This window comes from Mesorhizobium sp. M0030, assembly GCF_040323695.1.
GTDB lineage: Bacteria > Pseudomonadota > Alphaproteobacteria > Rhizobiales > Rhizobiaceae > Mesorhizobium.
The window spans coordinates 140,706-157,283 of the sequence record NZ_JAMYVE010000011.1 but is presented as its reverse complement, the minus strand read 5'-3'; the positions used below and the strand labels follow the sequence as shown (position 1 = coordinate 157,283).

The window sequence follows — 16,578 nt, the reverse complement described above, 5'->3', positions numbered from 1 at the left end:
CCGGCTTACAGGTTAGCTTCCCGCGCATTCCGCAGGAGGCTTTCTTGATCATCGTTGTCGGCTCGATCAACCTCGACCTTATCGCCAATGTCGACCGCCTGCCTTCGCCGGGCGAGACGGTCCGCGGCTCCGGCTTCGCCACCGCGCCCGGCGGCAAGGGCGCCAACCAGGCGCTGGCTGCGGCGCGCGCCGGCGCCAAGGTGCGCATGGTCGGCGCCGTCGGCAAGGACAATTTCGCAACCGAAGCCCTCGCTTTGCTCGTGGCCGGCAAGGTCGATCTCTCCGGCGTCGGCCAGAGCTTCGCCTCCACCGGCACGGCGCTGATCCTCGTCGGCGCCGATGGCGAGAATGTCATCGCCGTGGTGCCGGGCGCCAATGATTCGGTGCTGCCCGGCGATCTCGCCAAGGCTTTCCTTGCGAAGGGCGACGTCGTCCTGCTGCAGCACGAGATCCCGTTGCAGACTGTCGATGCAGCGCTCGACGCCGCACGCGCCGCCGCCGCGGTCACCGTGCTCAACACCGCGCCGTTCCGTAGCGAGGCGGCAGCGTTGCTCGGCAAGGCCGACTACGCCGTCGCCAATGAAACCGAATTCGACCTTTACGGCGAGGCGCTGTCGCTGAAAGGCCGCGACCGCCCGGCGCGCATGCGCGACTTCGCCGGCAAAACCGGCCGCACCATCGTCGTCACGCTCGGCGGCGACGGCGTGCTGGCGGCGACCCCGGAGGATTTCCTGACCGTGCCGGCGCTGAAGATCACGCCGGTCGACACGGTCGGGGCCGGCGATACTTTTTGCGGTTATCTCGCTGCCGGGCTGGCGTCCAACCTGCCGCTGGAGCAGGCTCTCACTCGCGCCGCAGCCGCCGGCTCGCTCGCCTGCCTGAAGCCCGGCGCCCAGCCGGCCATCCCGCTGGCGGCGGATGTCGACACCGCCCTGCGCAACAACGCCGGATGACAGCCCTGCGCCCCGCAACGAAGCACGCCGTGCCCCCCGCCGGCGACATCTGCCGGATGTCCGCTGTCGACCTGGCCGAGGCGATCCGGCTGCGCCGCCTGTCCGTGCGCGAGTTGGTCGCCGCATTCCTTGACCGCATCGACGCGGTAAACCCGCTGGTCAATGCCATCGTCTCGTTGCGCGAGCGCTCCGACATCCTGCGCGAGGCCGACGCGGCGGACGCCGATCAGGCGCAAGGCGGGCCGGCCGGCTCGCTGTTTGGCCTGCCGGTGGCGATAAAGGACCTCGCCATGACGCGAGGCTTGAGGACCAGTTTCGGCTCGCCGATCTTCGCCGATTTCGTGCCGCAGGAGGATGATTTCTTCGTCGAGCGCATCCGCAAGGCCGGCGCCATCATCATCGGCAAGACCAATGTTCCCGAATTCGGGCTGGGATCCAACACCTATAACAACGTGTTCGGCCCGACGCTGAACGCCTTCGATCCGGCGCTCACCGCAGGCGGGTCGAGCGGCGGCGCTGCGGTCGCCCTTGCACTCGACATGGTTCCGGTCGCCGACGGCAGCGATTTCGGCGGCTCGCTGCGCAATCCGGCGGCGTGGAACAATGTCTATGGCTTCCGCCCGTCGCAGGGCCTTGTCCCCGGAGGGCCTGATCTTGAAGTCTTTCATGCCCAGATGGGCATAGACGGACCGATGGGCCGCAGCATCAGGGACATGGCGCTGCTGCTCGACGTGCAGGCGGGCTACCATCCGCACGCGCCGCTGTCTTGGGAGAAACCCGGCTCGTTCCTCGAAGGGCTGGCAACGCCGGCCAGCGGCGGCCGCGTCGGCTGGCTCATTGATCTCGGCGGTCACCTGCCGGTGGAACCGGGCATCCTCGATCTGTGCGAGGCCGCACTCCGACGCTTCGCCGAGGCATCCTTCCTGACCGAGCCCTTGCTGCCGGATGTCGATTTCGAAGCACTGTGGCAAGCCTTCGTGGTGCTGCGCCAGGCGAGCAGCGGTTCGGCGCTGAAGATCCATTACGACGACCCGCTCAAGCGCGCCCTGTTGAAGCCGGAAGCCGTCTGGGAGGTGGAGAACGCCATGCGGCTGACGGCGCCGCAGATCCGCGCGGCCTCGGTCATCCGCACCTCCTGGCACCGGACGCTGCTGTCGCTGTTCGAGCACTTCGATCTCATCGCGCTGCCGACGGCCCAGGTCTTTCCTTTCGAAGTCGGCACGCATTGGCCAAGTGAGGTCGCCGGACGGACGATGGACAGCTACCATCGCTGGATGCAGGTTTCGGCCTTCGCCACGCTCGGCGGCTGTCCTGCGCTCAATGTGCCGGTCGGCTTCGACGACAAAGGCCGTCCCATGGGCATGCAGCTGATCGGCCGGCCGCGCGGCGACCTCGCCGTGCTCAGGGCCGGAGCGGCCTATGAGGCGACCTTGCCTTGGCAGGTGGGGGCGTCCTGACGCGAGGGGCGGCACGGTCTGCGACCGGCTTGCACCAGCCCCGCCGCCATGCATTGATTGCAGCCAGCCGCCTAAGCGCATCCTCGAGGAAATCCCCCATGTCGCTGGAACTCTACGCCGCCTATGTCCTTGCCTGCATCGTCATCATCCTGGTGCCCGGTCCGACTGTCACGCTGATCATCGCCAACAGCATCCGCCATGGCTACCGCGCCGGCCTTGCCAATGTCGCCGGCACGCAGGCTGGGCTCGCCGTGATGATCGCCATTGTCGGCATCGGCCTCAACACGCTGATATCGGGCATGGGCCACTGGTTCGAATGGGTACGCCTGATCGGCGCCGCCTATCTGATCTGGATGGGGGTGCAGATGTTCCGTTCCAAGGGCGCGCTGAATGCCGACGGCACCGCGAGAAAGCCGCGCGGCGGCTTCTTCCTGCAGGGCCTGCTCGTGGCGCTGAGCAACCCCAAGACCCTGGTGTTCTTCGGCGCCTTCTTCCCGCAATTCATCGCCCCGCAGGGCAATTACACCCTGCAGATCGTCGTCATGGGCCTTACCGCCATGATCTTTGCCGCCGTCTCGGACTCGACCTACGCGCTCGCCGCCAGCCGCGCCGGCCGCCTGCTCTCGGCCAGCCGCATCAAGCTGATGTCAAGGATCAGCGGCAGCTTTCTGGTCGGCGGCGGCCTGTGGCTGGCGTTTTCCAAGGCGAAGTGACGACCGCCAACGGTCGTTCCCAACGGAGCCGGTACGTGAAGGCTGATTGAAAGTCAGTCTTCACGCCACCACATGAATCGGCGTGGGGGGATTCACGTCGATGTCATGGACTTACGCTGGCATAAAAAGGGACGCGCCCGGCGTGATCCTGATCGTCGTCCTGTTTGCGGTGATGGTTCCTTCGGCTCTCTACAAATGGACGAATGATGCGAGCCCCATCCGGTCGGTCGAGCCAATCGACGCAACGGTCAAAAGTACCCATTCAGACAACGGCCGCACGCTTTATCTGGTTGCACTCGAAACCGGTTCGTCCATTCTTGTCGAAGACGACCTCCCGCATCTGATCGGCGCGCCGGCAAGATTGGAGCGCGTCACGCGCGAGAATGGATCGACCTTCTACAGGTTCGCAAATTGAACGACCGCCGGTCACGATACCAATGAAACGCAGCGTCCTTGCTGTCAGGTGATACGCATGGCCAAGGCTCGGCATTCCCTTGCCTGGATGACCCTGCAGGAGAACCTCAGGGGCATCCTCATCACCATCCTCGTCGTGGGCGTTTGCGCCCTTGCAATTGGCATCCCGATTGCGAGGCAAAGCAGCCCCATCGCCAATGTCGAACGCCTGACCGGTACAGTGGTCAACGTTCTCAACGCTCCTGCAAGTCCCGAGGTCGCGATCGGCAGCGGGTTCCGTTACTTGTATGGAATTCGCCTCGATGAAAATGACGGCCTGGTGTTTGCATATGACAACACGACAGTGCCGAGAGCCATTGGCTCCAAGGTTTCGATCGAGCGGCAGCGTCGCCGCAACGATACCGAAACATACCGCCTGCTTCGCGAATAAGTGCACAGGTATCGCCCAGAAGCGCTAAGCCCCTGGGCGAACGATCTGTATCAAGGCAGGCTTAAAGCCGCGCCAACCTCTCAACCAGCAGCGCGAAAAACGCGTCATGGTCGATGTCGCGCATCACCATGGCGTTCTTCGGCCGCTTGGTCACGCCCCACCAGTCGATCACGGTCATGCCCATGGTGAGTTCGGAGGTGGTTTCGACGGTGACGTTGCAGTTGCGGCCCTTGAACAGCTCCGGCTTCAACAGATAGGCGATGACGCAGGGGTCGTGCAGCGGGCCGCCATCGGTGCCGTATTTCTCCTCGTCGAAGCGCTCGAAGAACTCCAGCATCTCGGCCGTCGCGGTGCCGACCCGGGTGCCGAGCTGGCGGATGGCCTGCGTGCGCTTGGCCGTGGTCAGCGCCTTGTGGGTGACGTCGAGCGGCATCATGACGATCGGAATGCCGGATTTGAACACCAGGTCGGCGGCTTGCGGATCGACATAGATGTTGAATTCTGCGGTCGGCGTGACATTGCCGCCTTCGAAGAAACCGCCGCCCATCAGTACGATTTCCTTGATGCGCGGCGCGATCTTCGGCTCACGGATCAGCGCCAGCGCGACATTGGTGAGCGGGCCGAGCGCGCACAGGGTGATCGTACCGGCCTCTTCCTTCATCAGGGTCTCGACGATGAAGTCGACCGCATACTGGCCCTGCAGCTTCATCTTCGGATCTGGCAGTTGCGGGCCGTTGAGGCCGGTCTTGCCATGCACTTCCTCGGCGGTGACCAGTTCGCGCGCCAACGGGCGGATGGCGCCTGCATAGACCTTGATATCGGGCCGTCCGGCCAGTTCGCAGATTTTCCTGGCGTTCTTTTCGGTCAATTTCAGCGGCACGTTACCGGCAACAGCAGAGATGCCGACGATCTCCAGCTCGGCACTGCCGAGCGCCAGCAATATGGCGACGGCATCGTCCTGGCCGGGATCCGTGTCGATGATGATCTTGCGGGTCTGGGGCATTTCATTTCCTTATGCGGGGGAGTCTTTTTGGCGGGGGTGTTCGGCGGCTTGAACTTGGCCGCGGCGCGGACCATATCAAGACCATCGGGAAAAATGCCATCCGGGTTTTTCCAGTTTATGTCGCTCCAAAGAGGACAGTGTAACATGAGCCGAATGACGCCCTTCTCCAGCCCGCTTCTCCTTGGTTTCGATGCCATGGAAAAGACCCTGGAACGACTGGCGAAATCCGGTGACAGTTATCCTCCCTACAACATCGAGCGCCTCAGCGGTGCCGACGGCAAGGCCGAAAGGCTGCGCATTACGCTGGCTGTCGCGGGTTTCGCCGAAAGCGATCTCGATGTCACCACGGAGGAAAACCAGTTGGTCGTGCGCGGCCGTCAAACCGACGACACCGAGCGCGAATTCCTCCATCGCGGCATCGCCGCGCGCCAATTCCAGCGCTGTTTCGTGCTGGCCGACGGCATGCGGGTGATCGCAGCGGAACTGAAGAACGGCCTTTTGTCGATCGATCTCGATCGGCCGGATACCGAACGGCTGGTACGGAAAATAAATATATCGGTGAAAGACTGATCTTTACCGATGGCTCTCATGCGGGATGGCCTTGAGCGGCGTCCTCGCGCCAAGGAGGCTTGAAATGACCAGAACTGACGAAACCATCACCATGACCAGCGGCGAATTCGCCCATCTCGGCGAAGGCTCGGTCGCTTATCTCCGCAAGGTCTCGAGCGACGAGCTGCTCGGGCGCTTCCCCAACCTCGGCGAAATAGCGCCCGGTATGGTCCTGTGGGCCCTGTTTGCCGCCAACGGCCAGCCGATCCTGCTTTCGGATGCGAAAGACCGGGCTTTGGCCGGCGCCATGGAAAACGACCTGACCACTGTCGCCATTCACTAAGGCGACTGCTGGCGGTTGAAATGGAGAGGGCCGCCTTCGGCGGCCCCTGGAAGATTTAAATCCGAAGAACTTCAGGCGGCGTGCGAGGCCTGCGTGTCCGAAAGCAGCGCGTGGATGGCGACCGCGTCGCGCGTGCCCCTGATCTTGGCCACCGTGTCGGCGTCGCGCAAAACCCTGGCGATGCGCGACAGTGCCTTGAGGTGATCGGCGCCGGCGCCTTCCGGGGCCAGCAGCAAAAACACCAGATCGACCGGCTGGTCATCCAGCGCCTCGAAATCGACCGGCGTCTCCAGCCGGGCAAAGACGCCGGCGATGCGCTTCACCCCGGCGAGCTTGCCGTGCGGAATGGCAATGCCGTTGCCGACGCCGGTGGAGCCCAGCCGTTCGCGCTGCAGGATGGTGTCGAACACTTCGCGCTCCGGAATGCCGGAAATTGCCGCCGCTCTCTCGGACAGCAACTGCAGAAGCTGCTTTTTGGAGTTCGCCTTCAACGCCGGCAAGATCGCCGGAACGTTGAGAAGATCGCTCAGATCCATGTTTGAAATCCCTTATTCGCCTGCCGTCGCCAGTCCTCGCCCCTCGCGCGGCTGGCTATTATCCCTGTGCGACCATTGTCGTCACCTGCGCGACCATTGTCGTTGTCGTCACGCCTGTGCGACTTTGGTCGTCGACGGGTCGATCCAGCCGATATTTCCGTCCGGCCGCCGATAGACGATGTTGAGGTGGTCGTTTCCGGCGTTGCGGAAGACGAAAACCGGGCTGTCCTTGGTGTCGAGTTCGATAACCGCCGACGCCACCGACATGGTCTGCAGCGTCATGGTTGATTCGGCGACGATGGCCGGGGCGTAGTCCTCCGGAATGTCCTCATCGTCATCAGTCAGCGGCGCCATCACCGTATAGGCGATGTCGGTGATTTCACCATTTCCATTGCCTGAATTGTGCGATTTCAGACGGCGTTTGTAGCGCCGCAGCCTGGTTTCGAGGCGGTCCGCGGCCGCCTCGAAGGCAAGTGTCGGATCCTGGGAATCGCCGGTTGCCTGCAGCGAAGCGCCGGAATCCAGCCTGATCATGCAATCGGCCGAGTAACGCGACCCCGATTTGATGACCGTGACGTGCCCTGAAAAACCGCGATCGAAATATTTTCCAATCGCCTCGCCGACACGATCGGTAATGCGCGTACGCAACGCATCGCCGATATCCATGTGTTTACCCGATATGCGCAATTTCATCTGAAAACTGACCTTCCTTGCTCAGGCTTCAAACTGGCCAGAGTTTATACTCGTGATCCGTGCGCACAAGCTTTGCGGCGTCAACTCGCGCCGATTTTAGATCCGAACTTTCCGGTTGATCACAATCCGCCTTCTTGGCCGTCCCGTGGCCTTCGTCGTGACGGACCATCCGCATGCGGGCCGCGAGCCCGTCTCATGCGGGCGGGCTTCTAGACACTTCATTGCAGCTTGTCAATTAATGCATGTCGCCCAGAAGTGCGCTGCGGTTCTGGGACAACGACATGCATCAAAACAAAGACTTAAAGCGCGTCGTATGAATCCGTTTCAGCGCGATGCGCTTTAAGGTCGGAAAGTTGTGGAATCCAGCCATAGCAAAAGCCCTTGTCGGGCAAGCAGAGCTAGCGCCCCGCGCTCGCCAGAGCGCGCTTTTCACGCCGCCGCTGCACCGACGAGGGAATATTCATACCCTCCCGGTACTTGGCCACCGTGCGCCGGGCAATATCGACGCCGCTTTCCTTCAACATGTCGACGATTGCGTCATCGGACAGCACATCGGCGGGCTTTTCCTCGTCGATCAGCTGCTTGATGCGGTCGCGCACCGCTTCCGAGGAATGCGCATCACCGCCGCCCGACGCCGCGATCGAAGCCGTGAAGAAATAACGCAGCTCAAACACGCCACGCGGCGTCAGCATGTATTTGTTGGCCGTCACCCGGCTGACGGTCGATTCATGCATGCCGATGGCATCGGCCACCGTGCGCAGGTTGAGCGGCCTGAGCTGGCGCACGCCATGGACGAGAAAAGCGTCCTGCTGGCGCACGATTTCCGACGCCACTTTCAGGATCGTCTTTGCCCGCTGGTCGAGACTGCGCGTCAGCCAGTTGGCATTCTGCAGGCATTCGGCCAGGAAATCCTTCTCCGCCTGATTCTTCGCATGCGGCGAGACCTGGGCGAAATAGATGTGATCGACCAGCACGCGCGGCAGCGTCTCGGCATTGAGCTCGACCGTCCAGCTACCGTCATTGGCGGCACGGACTTCGACATCGGCGACGATGGCATCGCTGGCGCCGCCTGAAAATGCCGTGCCCGGACGCGGATCGAGCGCGCGGATTTCGGCCAGCATGTCGAGAAGATCCTCCTCGTCAACCCCGCAAAGCCGCTTCAGCGTCTGGAAATCGCGCCGCGCCAGGAGTTCGAGGTTGCCGATCAGCGTTTTCATCGCCGGATCGAGACGATCGCGCATGGCAAGTTGCAGCGACAGGCATTCGGCAAGGTCGCGCGCAAACAGGCCGACCGGCTCGAATGTGTGGCAGGCTGCCAGCACCTTGGCCACCACCGCCTGATCGGCGCCGAGCCGTTTGGCGATCTCGGCGGGATCGGCGCGCAGATAGCCGGCCTCGTCCAGGCCGTCGGCCAGTTCGGCTGCGATCAGCCTTGCGGCCGGATCGGCAAAGGCAAGCGCGATCTGCTCGCCGACATGCTGGCGCAGCGTGATCGCCGCGGCGGCCATGTCGCCGACGTCGAAGCCTTCGGAAGAACCGGACGAACTATTGCCGGTGGCCGACTTCCACTGCGCCGTCAGGTCCGGACCGAGCCGCTCGCTGGTGCCGGGATCGTCGGGGAACAGATTTTCCAGCGAGCTGTCGAGCTTGTCGGAGATCGCTTCGGCGCTCCACGCCGTCTCGTTTTCGAACCAGTCGCCATCGGCGGCAGGCTCAGGAGCGGCATCGCCCTTCTGCACCTGGTCGCTTGCGGCGTCATCCTGGGGCTCGGCGCGCTCCAGCAGCGGATTGCGCTCGATCTCGTCGTCGATGAAGTGGTCGAGCTCGACATGGGTGAGCTGCAACAGCCTGATCGACTGCATCAGCTGCGGCGTCATCACCAGCGACTGGGATTGTCGTAGCTGTAGTTTCGCCGCCAACGCCATGGTTCGGTTTCAAACGCCCTTCTGCACCCGGAAGCCTACACATCAGAAGCTGCCGGAAAATGAATTTTTCCGACCTTCCATAGAAACTGGCCCGGCTTTTGCTTGTCAAGGCGAACGATGGCAAAAGGCCCCTACCGAAGCATTATCTCACGCAAAATCGGAGAAAAAAGCCCGGCGGGGCGGCAAAAATCACGTCAGGAAACAAATTTCACGCTCAGAGCGTGAAACCTTCGCCGAGGTAGAGCCGGCGCACATCGGGGTTCGCCACCACCTCGTCGGCACGGCCATGAGTCAGCACCTGGCCGGCATGGATGATGTAGGCGCGGTCGATGAGGCCGAGCGTTTCGCGCACATTGTGGTCGGTAATCAGCACGCCGATGCCGCGCGCCGTTAGATGACGAACCAGTTGCTGGATGTCGGCGACGGCAATCGGGTCGATGCCGGCGAACGGCTCGTCGAGCAGCATGTAGGCCGGGCGCGTCGCCAAAGCTCGGGCGATCTCAAGACGCCGCCGCTCGCCACCCGACAGCGACATGGACGGCGACTTCCGCAGATGGCTGATGTGAAATTCCTCGAGCAGTTCGTCGAGATTGCGCTCGCGCACCTTGCGGTCCTTCTCAACCACTTCGAGCACGGCGCGGATGTTCTGCTCGACATTCAGGCCGCGGAAGATCGAGGCTTCCTGCGGCAAATAGCCGATGCCGAGGCGGGCGCGGCGGTACATCGGCATCGAGGTGACGTCGAAACCGTCGATCTCGATCGTGCCCTCATCGACCGGCACCAAGCCGGTGACCATGTAGAAACAGGTGGTCTTGCCGGCGCCGTTCGGCCCGAGCAGCCCGACAGCCTCGCCGGCGCGCACGCCGATGGTGACACCGCTGACCACCTTGCGGCCCTTGTAGCTCTTGGTCAGACCCTTGGCGATCAGGGTGCCCTTGAACTTCGAGGAATCAACGGTGACTGTGGCCGGTGCTGCAAGTTTACTGGCCGCCCGTCCCGGAAGGCGGGTCAGCAGCGAAGACACGCCAGTCATTCGGGCTTCGGGGCCTCGGATTTCGGTGGCGGCGTCATCGACATGATGACGCGCCCGCCGCAGCCATCGACCTGAGCAAGGCCGCTTTTCATCTGCACGGTGAGCTTGCAGCCCTTGAGGACGTTGGGTCCTTGGGACAAGACGACCTCCTTGCCCGACAGAACAAGCACCTGCGTCTTCATGTCGAACGTGGCGTTGTCGCCGGTGGCGATCTGGTCATTCGACTTGATGTAGACTTTGTTCTTGACCACCAGATGGTCGATATTGGCCGAACCGGTCATCGCCGAAGCGCCGGCGGCAGCACCTTTGGCGGCGTTGGGGTCCTTGACGTAGTAGACCTCCATGCTGCCGGCCTTGAGCAGCGTCGGCCCTTGCGTGACGGTGACGTTGCCGCTGAACAGCGCCATGCTGTCGGCCTGGCGGACCTCAAGTTTGTCGCTCTCGATCTGGATCGGCTGGTCGCCCGACAGTTTGAGCCCGGACTGGCTGCTGGCGCTGGACTGAGCCCAGGACGGCGCCATACCCAGCAACAGCAAGGCCGAAGCTGCGGCGACAAGCCGTGCCGAATTACTGGGACGCATTCGTTTCTCCGCTCTTTGCCTCTGCCGCCTTCATAGTGGCCGGATCGATGTGAACGCTTACCTTGTTCTCGAAAACGATGACCTTGCCATTGTCTTCGACCGACATTGAACCCGCGGTGATCCGCGAGCCGTTACGGCTGACATCGACCGCATCACCTGTCTTCATAGAGCCTTTGCCCATATCGAGGAAGACCGATTTGAAGATGGCAGCGACGCCGTCGGTGGTGGTGACGGTAACGTCGCTGGTCATGTCCATCGTGTTGGCGTTTCTGTTGTAGATCCCGCGCTTGGCGTCGACGGTCGCCACATTGTCGGCCGTCAGCGGCAATTTGGCATGGATGCCTTCGAGTTCGATGATGTCCTGCTTGCCGACATCCTGGATGGCGCGCAAGGCCGTCAGCGAATAGGGCAGCTTGTCCTTGGTGAAGCCGTTGAGCTTCGGATTGGCCATCACCAGCTTGCCATCCGCGAAAGCGGTGCCGTCTGCCTGTATCGAAATGTTGATCGGCGCCGCCAGATAGGAATAGACCGGAAACGCAACCGCGATCCCGGCGGCAAGCACCGGCACGGCAAACTTAAGCACGCGCACGCGGCGCGAGTGGCGCTGGGCGCGGTCGAAGGCGTCGCCGCGCGTGCCCGCTGGCGCCGTGGGCGCCAAGGCCGCATCGGCATTGGTCGGTTCGTTCGATCGCGCAAGCATGACTGACTTCTAATAAACCCTTGTCCGCCAAAACACCTGCTATAGGTGGGTTGCCGGCCCCCGCAAGCAAGCACAAGCGGAGGAAAACCGCAAAAATGTGACGGCCGCTGTTTTACAGACGGAACTCAGGCGACACAATTTCGTCACTTCATAGCAGAAACGAACGCGCCGCGTCATTTTTTCCTGAAATGCCTCCGTCGTGAAGGTCGCTTCGTCGCAGGCCCTTGAGGAAGAGGTAGCCGGGCGCGGACGCTTGCTTTAAAAGCATCGCTTCCCACCGACTGTGAGGCAGACCATGGCACTGAGAGCCGACGACCTGATCGACCGCCGCCGCTTGCGGCGCAAGCTGACCTTCTGGCGCGGCGCCGCCATTGCCGTCGTGGCCCTTGGGGTGATTGCGCTTGCAAGCTGGTTCTATGGCGGCGACCTCGGCGGTTCTTCCGTCGACCACATCGCCAAGGTCAGGATCGAAGGCACAATCACCGAAGACGAGGAACTGATCAAGCGGCTGGAAACCATCCGCACGTCCTCGCAGGTCAAGGGCGTCATCCTGGCGATCGATTCGCCCGGCGGCACCACGGTCGGCGGCGAATCGATCTACGAGGAGGTGCGCAAGCTTGCCGCCGACAAGCCGGTGGTGGCCGAGGTCGGCACGCTGGCCGCATCGGCCGGCTACATGATCGCCAGTGCCAGCGACCATATCGTTGCCCGCAAGACGTCGATCGTCGGCTCGATCGGTGTGCTCATCCAGTATCCCGATGTCAGCGGTCTGATGGACAAGGTCGGCATCAAGCTCGAGGAAGTGAAATCCTCGCCGCTGAAGGCATCGCCCTCGCCCTTCAAGCCGACCAATGAAGACGAGCGAGCCATGGTCCGCAAGCTCATCCTCGACAGCTATGACTGGTTCGTCGGCATCGTCGCCGAGCGCCGCAAAATGACCCGCGATCAGGCACTGGCCCTTGCCGACGGCTCGATCTTCACCGGCCGCCAGGGCCTTGCCAACGGTCTGATCGACGCTGTCGGCGGCGAGAGCGTGGCGATCGACTGGCTGGCGACCAAGGGTGTCGACGCCAAGCTCAAGGTGGTGGAATGGAAGGACACCGAGCGGCGTGGCGGCTTCCTGTTCTCGAAAGCAATAGCGCGCAGCGTCGGCAGCGCGCTCGGCCTGTCGGAGGCCGGCAGCGACGTGCTTCACGAAATTGGCGCGGATCGCTTGTTTCTTGACGGTCTCGTTTCCGTCTGGCACCCTTGATCTGCCGGTTGGGGCGAGTAAAAAAGCAAATAAAATCATCCTGATAATTTGACCGCAGCGCTTTCACGGGGACCTTTCTGATGATCAAATCCGAGCTTGTGCAGATCATTGCCACGCGCAACCCGCATCTTTTCCTGCGCGACGTCGAAAACATCGTGGGAGCGATCTTCGACGAGATCACCGATGCCCTAGCGGAAGGCAATCGGGTCGAGTTGCGCGGCTTCGGCGCTTTTTCGGTGAAGAATCGCCCTGCCCGCACCGGCCGCAACCCGCGCACCGGCGAATCCGTCGAGGTCGAGGAGAAGTGGGTGCCGTTCTTCAAGACCGGAAAGGAATTGCGTGAAAGGCTGAATGGCGGCAAGTAGGCGCGGACCAACGCGCCGGCGTTATCAAGGCCTGCCTTCTCCAGGGAATCTCTATGTTGAACCGCTTCATACTTATCGTGGTCTTCGTGCCGCTCGCCGTCATCTTGATTGCGCTGGCCGTCGCCAACCGCGAGCTGGTCGCCTTCACGCTCGACCCGTTCAACCCCGGCAATCCGAAACTGACGCTGACCTTGCCGCTGTTCATCTTCCTGTTCGTGGCGCTCGCCATCGGCATGGTCGTCGGCAGCCTGGCGACCTGGGTCAAGCAGGGCCGCTACCGCAAGCTGGCGCGCCAGCGCGGGGTCGAGGCCGAGAATTTGCGCCAGGCGGTCAGCCGTATACCCGCCGTGCAGCAGGGCGCGGCCGCCGGGCCGGCGCTGCCGAAGCCAACGGCCTGAAGCCGGCGCTTTTATCTTCGCGGAGTTTTGCATGCTGACCATTTCGGCCGACGCTGTCGACCAGGCGCTGACCTTTCCCGGGCTGGTCGAGACATTGCGCGCGGCCTTCCGCGAGGGTGCTGTGCAACCCGTCCGCCATCATCACGGGGTCGAGCGGCCCGACGGTGCCACATCCACGCTGCTTTTGATGCCGGCGTGGACCGACTTCCATGCGGCCGGCACATCGGTCGGGGGTCATATCGGCGTCAAGATCGTCACCGTATCGCCCGACAACAACGCCATCGGCAAACCGGCGGTGATGGGGCTCTACCTCCTGCTCAACGGCGCCACCGGCGAGCCCGAAGCGCTGATCGACGGCCAACGGCTGACACAGTGGCGCACCGCTTGCGCCTCGGCGCTGGCGGCCTCCTATCTCGCCTGCGAGGACGCATCGCGGCTTCTGGTGGTCGGCGCCGGCGCGCTGTCGCCGTTCCTCGCCAAGGCGCACTCCGCGGTGCGGCCGATCAAGACCATCCGCATCTGGAACCGCACGCCCACCAATGCCGAAAAGGTCGCGGCCGATTTGCGCGCGGACGGTTTCAACGCCGAGGCCGCAAGCAATCTCGACGCCGAACTCGCCGAGGCCGACATCGTCTCATCGGCGACGATCACGACGACGCCGCTGGTCAAGGGTGCGCTGCTCAAGCCGGGCGCGCATGTCGATCTGGTCGGAGGCTTCACGCCGACCATGCGCGAGAGCGACGACGACGCGATCGCGCGCGCCCGCGTCTATGTCGACACCCGCGCCGGCGCCACCAAGGAAGCCGGCGACATCGTCCAGCCGCTCGCCTCCGGCGTGCTGAAGCCGGAAGCCATCGTCGCCGATCTGCATGAGCTGGCGCGCGGGGAAAAACAGGGCCGGCAGAGCCCCACTGAGGTCACGCTGTTCAAGTCGGTCGGCGCCGCGCTTGAGGACCTTGCCGCCGGCATTGCCGTCTACAACGCGCTCAAGCAGTAGCGTCTGCGCCGGTTCTGCGATCGAACTTCCTGATCGCTTCCGCGCTGACCGGGGTGAAGAAGTTCACCAGATTGCCATCGGGATCGCGCAGCAGCAGCGACCGGTTACCCCATGGCATCGTCGTCGGCGTCTGTACGAAATCGCCGATAATTTTCGCCAGCCTGCTGTACTCAGCATCAACATCGGCGACGCGAAACTCGATGATCGCTGAGCGATTGGCGGCCGGCTGCGCCACATCAGTTCCGAACAGGGCCAGCGTGCGGGTGCTGCCGATCGCCAGTGTGCAGGACGGCGTTGCCAGTTCGGCGAAATCGTCTGTGAACCAGGTTGCGGTAAGCCCGGTGATCGTGTCGTAGAATGCCATCAAGGGCTTGATCTGATCGGTAATGATGCGGATCGAGACGAAGTCCATCTTATTCTCCTGGGGCAAGCGCGACGCTATCTGAAGACAATCGCTTGTCGCACAAGGCTGCTGACAATTTGGTGTCAGCAGCCTTGTCACGGTGCCTTGCCGATCCGGCGGCTGGATGCTTCAGCCTGCCTTCATGGCAGCGCCCATCGCCTCGGCGATCAGCGCGAAATCATGCGCCGTAATTTCGAACAGGCCAAAGCGCAGTTGATAACCCCAGTTCGATTTGCCCGCGGTGAAGTCGAGCTGCTCGAGCAGCGGCTTGATCGGCGCCTCCTCGGCCTTGGCCCATTCGACATCCCTGCGGAACGGCGTGAAGCCACCGCCCATGTCGCCCTGGTAAGGCTCGCCTTCGCGCACGGTGCCGATTGCCGTGAAAGCCTGCAGGCCGTCCTTCTCGCGCAGAATTGTGGTCGGCGAGTAGTAGATGATGCCGTCGCCGGGCTTGATGCGGCGCAAAGGTGCCGCCTTGCCGTGGTTGACCTGCATGAAGCCGGCCTCGCGGCCGCGCCGGACATGCTCGGCGGAAGCGACCGCGATCCAGTGGGCACTCATTTCTGTTCTCCATTGGCCTGTTCCCCATTGGCCTGTTCTCCGTCCTTCAGCCAGTAGACGCGCAGCCGGTGCTCGTCGGGATCGAGCGCAACGAAGGTGCGGCCGAAGTCCATGTCGGTCGGCGTCTGCAGAATGGTCAAGCCGCGTCCTGCCCAGTCCGTGTAAGCGGCGTCCACCGCATCAGGCCGGTCCAACGCGAAGACGAGCTCCGCACCGCCGCCCGCGGCTGCGGCCGCCGGCTCCACGGTGTGGCGCGACCACAGGCCGAGCTTGAAGCCATTGTCGAGCACGAACAGCACGAAGGTCGGCGACGTCTCCACCGGCTGGCGTCCCAGCAGCGCACCGTAGAAGGCGCCGCTCCGCTCCGGGCTGTCGACATAAAGGATGACGAAATTGGGGGTGTTCATGTCTGCTCTCCAGGGTTTCGATTGGAGGAGCATAGGTGACCCCACTGTCAGATTCTGGCAGCAGCGGCTTGCGAGGGCGTAGAAAGGAGCATTAAGCGCCGGGCTGGCGCTTCGGTGCGTCCAGCGTCGCGCGCCATTCCTTCAGCAGCGCCTGCCGACGACGTGGATAGCGGATATCCGTGGTGTTGAGCCCCGACATCCGCTCGGCGCGAAAATGTCTGAAATCCTGCCGCGTCTCGCACCAGGCCACCACCACCCGCACCTTGTCGAAAAAGCCGAGCGCGAATGGCCAGATCAAGCGCTCGGAGGCGGCGCCGCCGGCATCGCGGTAAAGAAAGCCGAGTTTTCTCTCGTTGCGGATCGCCTGGCGCACCAGGCCAAGGTCGATGCTTTCGACAGCATCGCCGTGCGGCCCGACCAAAAGCGCGGTCGCATCGAGGTCCTCGCGCAGATCATCCGGCAGCACAGCGGCGATCTTGGCCAGCGCGTCGGTGGCGGCGGCCGACAGCCGCTTGTCCGGTTGTCTGGCAACCCAACGCGATCCCAGAACGATGGCCTCGATCTCCTCGTCGGTGAACATCAGTGGCGGCAGCATGAAGCCGGGTTTCAGCACATAGCCCAGCCCAGCCTCGCCCTCGATCGGCGCGCCTTGCCCCTGCAGCGTGGCAATGTCGCGGTAGAGCGTTCGGATCGAAACGTCCATCTCGCCGGCAAGCGTGCGACCGCTCACCGGCCGGCGATGCCGGCGCAGGATCTGGATCAGGTCGAGCAGGCGTTCGGAACGGGACATGATTCCAGATTTGCCTGTTTCCTCAGCGAGGTCCACCACCTCAGACATTCGCACGCTGGACCATTTTGTTTGCGC

The 16,578-nt window shown here is 63.1% G+C and carries 22 protein-coding genes; 11 read left to right on the top strand and 11 right to left on the bottom strand.

All coding sequences use genetic code 11. The features are described from left to right. Positions 1-44: 44 nt before the first annotated feature. From NKJ80_RS21920 to NKJ80_RS21900, 5 genes are all read left to right on the top strand, one after another. Positions 45-953, top strand: coding sequence for a ribokinase (locus NKJ80_RS21920; protein ID WP_023737542.1), 909 nt, complete (start codon positions 45-47; stop codon positions 951-953). Continuing rightward, the gene (locus NKJ80_RS21915; protein WP_352498298.1) at positions 950-2,410 is read left to right on the top strand and encodes an amidase; all 1,461 of its coding nucleotides are present in this window, start codon (positions 950-952) and stop codon (positions 2,408-2,410) included. Before NKJ80_RS21920 ends, NKJ80_RS21915 begins: the two co-directional genes overlap by 4 nt. Before the next feature lie 98 nt (positions 2,411-2,508). After that, positions 2,509-3,123 (top strand): LysE family translocator, encoded by a 615-nt coding sequence (locus tag NKJ80_RS21910; RefSeq protein ID WP_023669737.1) that lies wholly within the window; start codon positions 2,509-2,511, stop codon positions 3,121-3,123. Positions 3,124-3,265: 142 nt separating this feature from the next. Continuing rightward, on the top strand, positions 3,266-3,538 hold the full coding sequence (locus NKJ80_RS21905) for a hypothetical protein (protein ID WP_023712342.1): 273 nt from the start codon (positions 3,266-3,268) through the stop codon (positions 3,536-3,538). A 57-nt stretch (positions 3,539-3,595) separates the two neighbouring features. Continuing rightward, positions 3,596-3,967 (top strand): hypothetical protein, encoded by a 372-nt coding sequence (locus tag NKJ80_RS21900; RefSeq protein WP_352498297.1) that lies wholly within the window; start codon positions 3,596-3,598, stop codon positions 3,965-3,967. A 61-nt stretch (positions 3,968-4,028) separates the two neighbouring features. Here NKJ80_RS21900 and NKJ80_RS21895 read toward each other — a convergent pair whose 3' ends face one another. Beyond that, positions 4,029-4,970: a nucleoside hydrolase gene (locus NKJ80_RS21895; RefSeq protein ID WP_023698210.1), complete on the bottom strand. Its 942-nt coding sequence runs from the start codon at positions 4,968-4,970 to the stop codon at positions 4,029-4,031. 144 nt (positions 4,971-5,114) lie between these two features. Between NKJ80_RS21895 and NKJ80_RS21890 the strand changes: the two genes are divergently transcribed. Both NKJ80_RS21890 and NKJ80_RS21885 read left to right on the top strand, forming a co-directional pair. Then, positions 5,115-5,540 (top strand): Hsp20 family protein, encoded by a 426-nt coding sequence (locus tag NKJ80_RS21890; RefSeq protein WP_023669741.1) that lies wholly within the window; start codon positions 5,115-5,117, stop codon positions 5,538-5,540. A gap of 64 nt (positions 5,541-5,604) precedes the next feature. Continuing rightward, on the top strand, positions 5,605-5,862 hold the full coding sequence (locus tag NKJ80_RS21885) for a BQ00720 family protein (protein WP_023683072.1): 258 nt from the start codon (positions 5,605-5,607) through the stop codon (positions 5,860-5,862). A gap of 71 nt (positions 5,863-5,933) precedes the next feature. Here NKJ80_RS21885 and ptsN read toward each other — a convergent pair whose 3' ends face one another. From ptsN to lptC, 6 genes are all read right to left on the bottom strand, one after another. Next, positions 5,934-6,398 carry a PTS IIA-like nitrogen regulatory protein PtsN gene (gene ptsN, locus NKJ80_RS21880; RefSeq protein WP_023669743.1) on the bottom strand — a complete coding sequence of 155 codons (465 nt, stop codon included), beginning with the start codon at positions 6,396-6,398 and terminating at the stop codon, positions 5,934-5,936. Between the two features lie 108 nt (positions 6,399-6,506). Continuing rightward, entirely contained in the window at positions 6,507-7,091 is a 585-nt protein-coding gene (gene hpf, locus NKJ80_RS21875; protein WP_023751408.1) for a ribosome hibernation-promoting factor, HPF/YfiA family, read from the bottom strand. A 398-nt stretch (positions 7,092-7,489) separates the two neighbouring features. After that, complete coding sequence (gene rpoN, locus NKJ80_RS21870; protein ID WP_023735117.1) at positions 7,490-9,016, bottom strand: RNA polymerase factor sigma-54; 1,527 nt, start codon at positions 9,014-9,016, stop codon at positions 7,490-7,492. 214 nt (positions 9,017-9,230) lie between these two features. Then, entirely contained in the window at positions 9,231-10,049 is an 819-nt protein-coding gene (gene lptB, locus NKJ80_RS21865) for an LPS export ABC transporter ATP-binding protein (protein WP_023669746.1), read from the bottom strand. After that, positions 10,046-10,630, bottom strand: coding sequence for an LptA/OstA family protein (locus NKJ80_RS21860; RefSeq protein ID WP_023683069.1), 585 nt, complete (start codon positions 10,628-10,630; stop codon positions 10,046-10,048). Before NKJ80_RS21860 ends, lptB begins: the two co-directional genes overlap by 4 nt. Then, positions 10,617-11,330, bottom strand: a complete 714-nt coding sequence (lptC, locus tag NKJ80_RS21855) for an LPS export ABC transporter periplasmic protein LptC (RefSeq protein ID WP_023669748.1) — start codon at positions 11,328-11,330, stop codon at positions 10,617-10,619. Before lptC ends, NKJ80_RS21860 begins: the two co-directional genes overlap by 14 nt. Before the next feature lie 295 nt (positions 11,331-11,625). Between lptC and sppA the strand changes: the two genes are divergently transcribed. The 4 genes from sppA (at position 11,626) to lhpI (ending at position 14,342) form a co-directional block, all read left to right on the top strand. Continuing rightward, on the top strand, positions 11,626-12,582 hold the full coding sequence (gene sppA, locus NKJ80_RS21850; protein ID WP_023820573.1) for a signal peptide peptidase SppA: 957 nt from the start codon (positions 11,626-11,628) through the stop codon (positions 12,580-12,582). Positions 12,583-12,662: 80 nt separating this feature from the next. Next, on the top strand, positions 12,663-12,947 hold the full coding sequence (locus tag NKJ80_RS21845) for an integration host factor subunit beta (RefSeq protein ID WP_006200394.1): 285 nt from the start codon (positions 12,663-12,665) through the stop codon (positions 12,945-12,947). 53 nt (positions 12,948-13,000) lie between these two features. After that, positions 13,001-13,345 carry a lipopolysaccharide assembly protein LapA domain-containing protein gene (locus NKJ80_RS21840; RefSeq protein ID WP_023669750.1) on the top strand — a complete coding sequence of 115 codons (345 nt, stop codon included), beginning with the start codon at positions 13,001-13,003 and terminating at the stop codon, positions 13,343-13,345. 31 nt (positions 13,346-13,376) lie between these two features. Continuing rightward, positions 13,377-14,342 (top strand): bifunctional Delta(1)-pyrroline-2-carboxylate/Delta(1)-piperideine-2-carboxylate reductase, encoded by a 966-nt coding sequence (lhpI, locus tag NKJ80_RS21835; RefSeq protein WP_352498296.1) that lies wholly within the window; start codon positions 13,377-13,379, stop codon positions 14,340-14,342. On the opposite strand, the gene NKJ80_RS21830 is transcribed toward lhpI, so the two are convergent. The 4 genes from NKJ80_RS21830 to NKJ80_RS21815 form a co-directional block, all read right to left on the bottom strand. Beyond that, on the bottom strand, positions 14,332-14,754 hold the full coding sequence (locus NKJ80_RS21830) for a VOC family protein (protein ID WP_352498295.1): 423 nt from the start codon (positions 14,752-14,754) through the stop codon (positions 14,332-14,334). The two genes, lhpI and NKJ80_RS21830, sit on opposite strands and share 11 nt — an antisense overlap. 120 nt (positions 14,755-14,874) lie before the next feature. After that, on the bottom strand, positions 14,875-15,306 hold the full coding sequence (locus tag NKJ80_RS21825) for an EVE domain-containing protein (protein ID WP_023714121.1): 432 nt from the start codon (positions 15,304-15,306) through the stop codon (positions 14,875-14,877). Continuing rightward, complete coding sequence (locus tag NKJ80_RS21820) at positions 15,303-15,713, bottom strand: VOC family protein (protein WP_352498294.1); 411 nt, start codon at positions 15,711-15,713, stop codon at positions 15,303-15,305. Before NKJ80_RS21820 ends, NKJ80_RS21825 begins: the two co-directional genes overlap by 4 nt. A gap of 91 nt (positions 15,714-15,804) precedes the next feature. Continuing rightward, positions 15,805-16,503: a helix-turn-helix transcriptional regulator gene (locus NKJ80_RS21815; RefSeq protein WP_352498293.1), complete on the bottom strand. Its 699-nt coding sequence runs from the start codon at positions 16,501-16,503 to the stop codon at positions 15,805-15,807. Positions 16,504-16,578 lie beyond the last annotated feature (75 nt).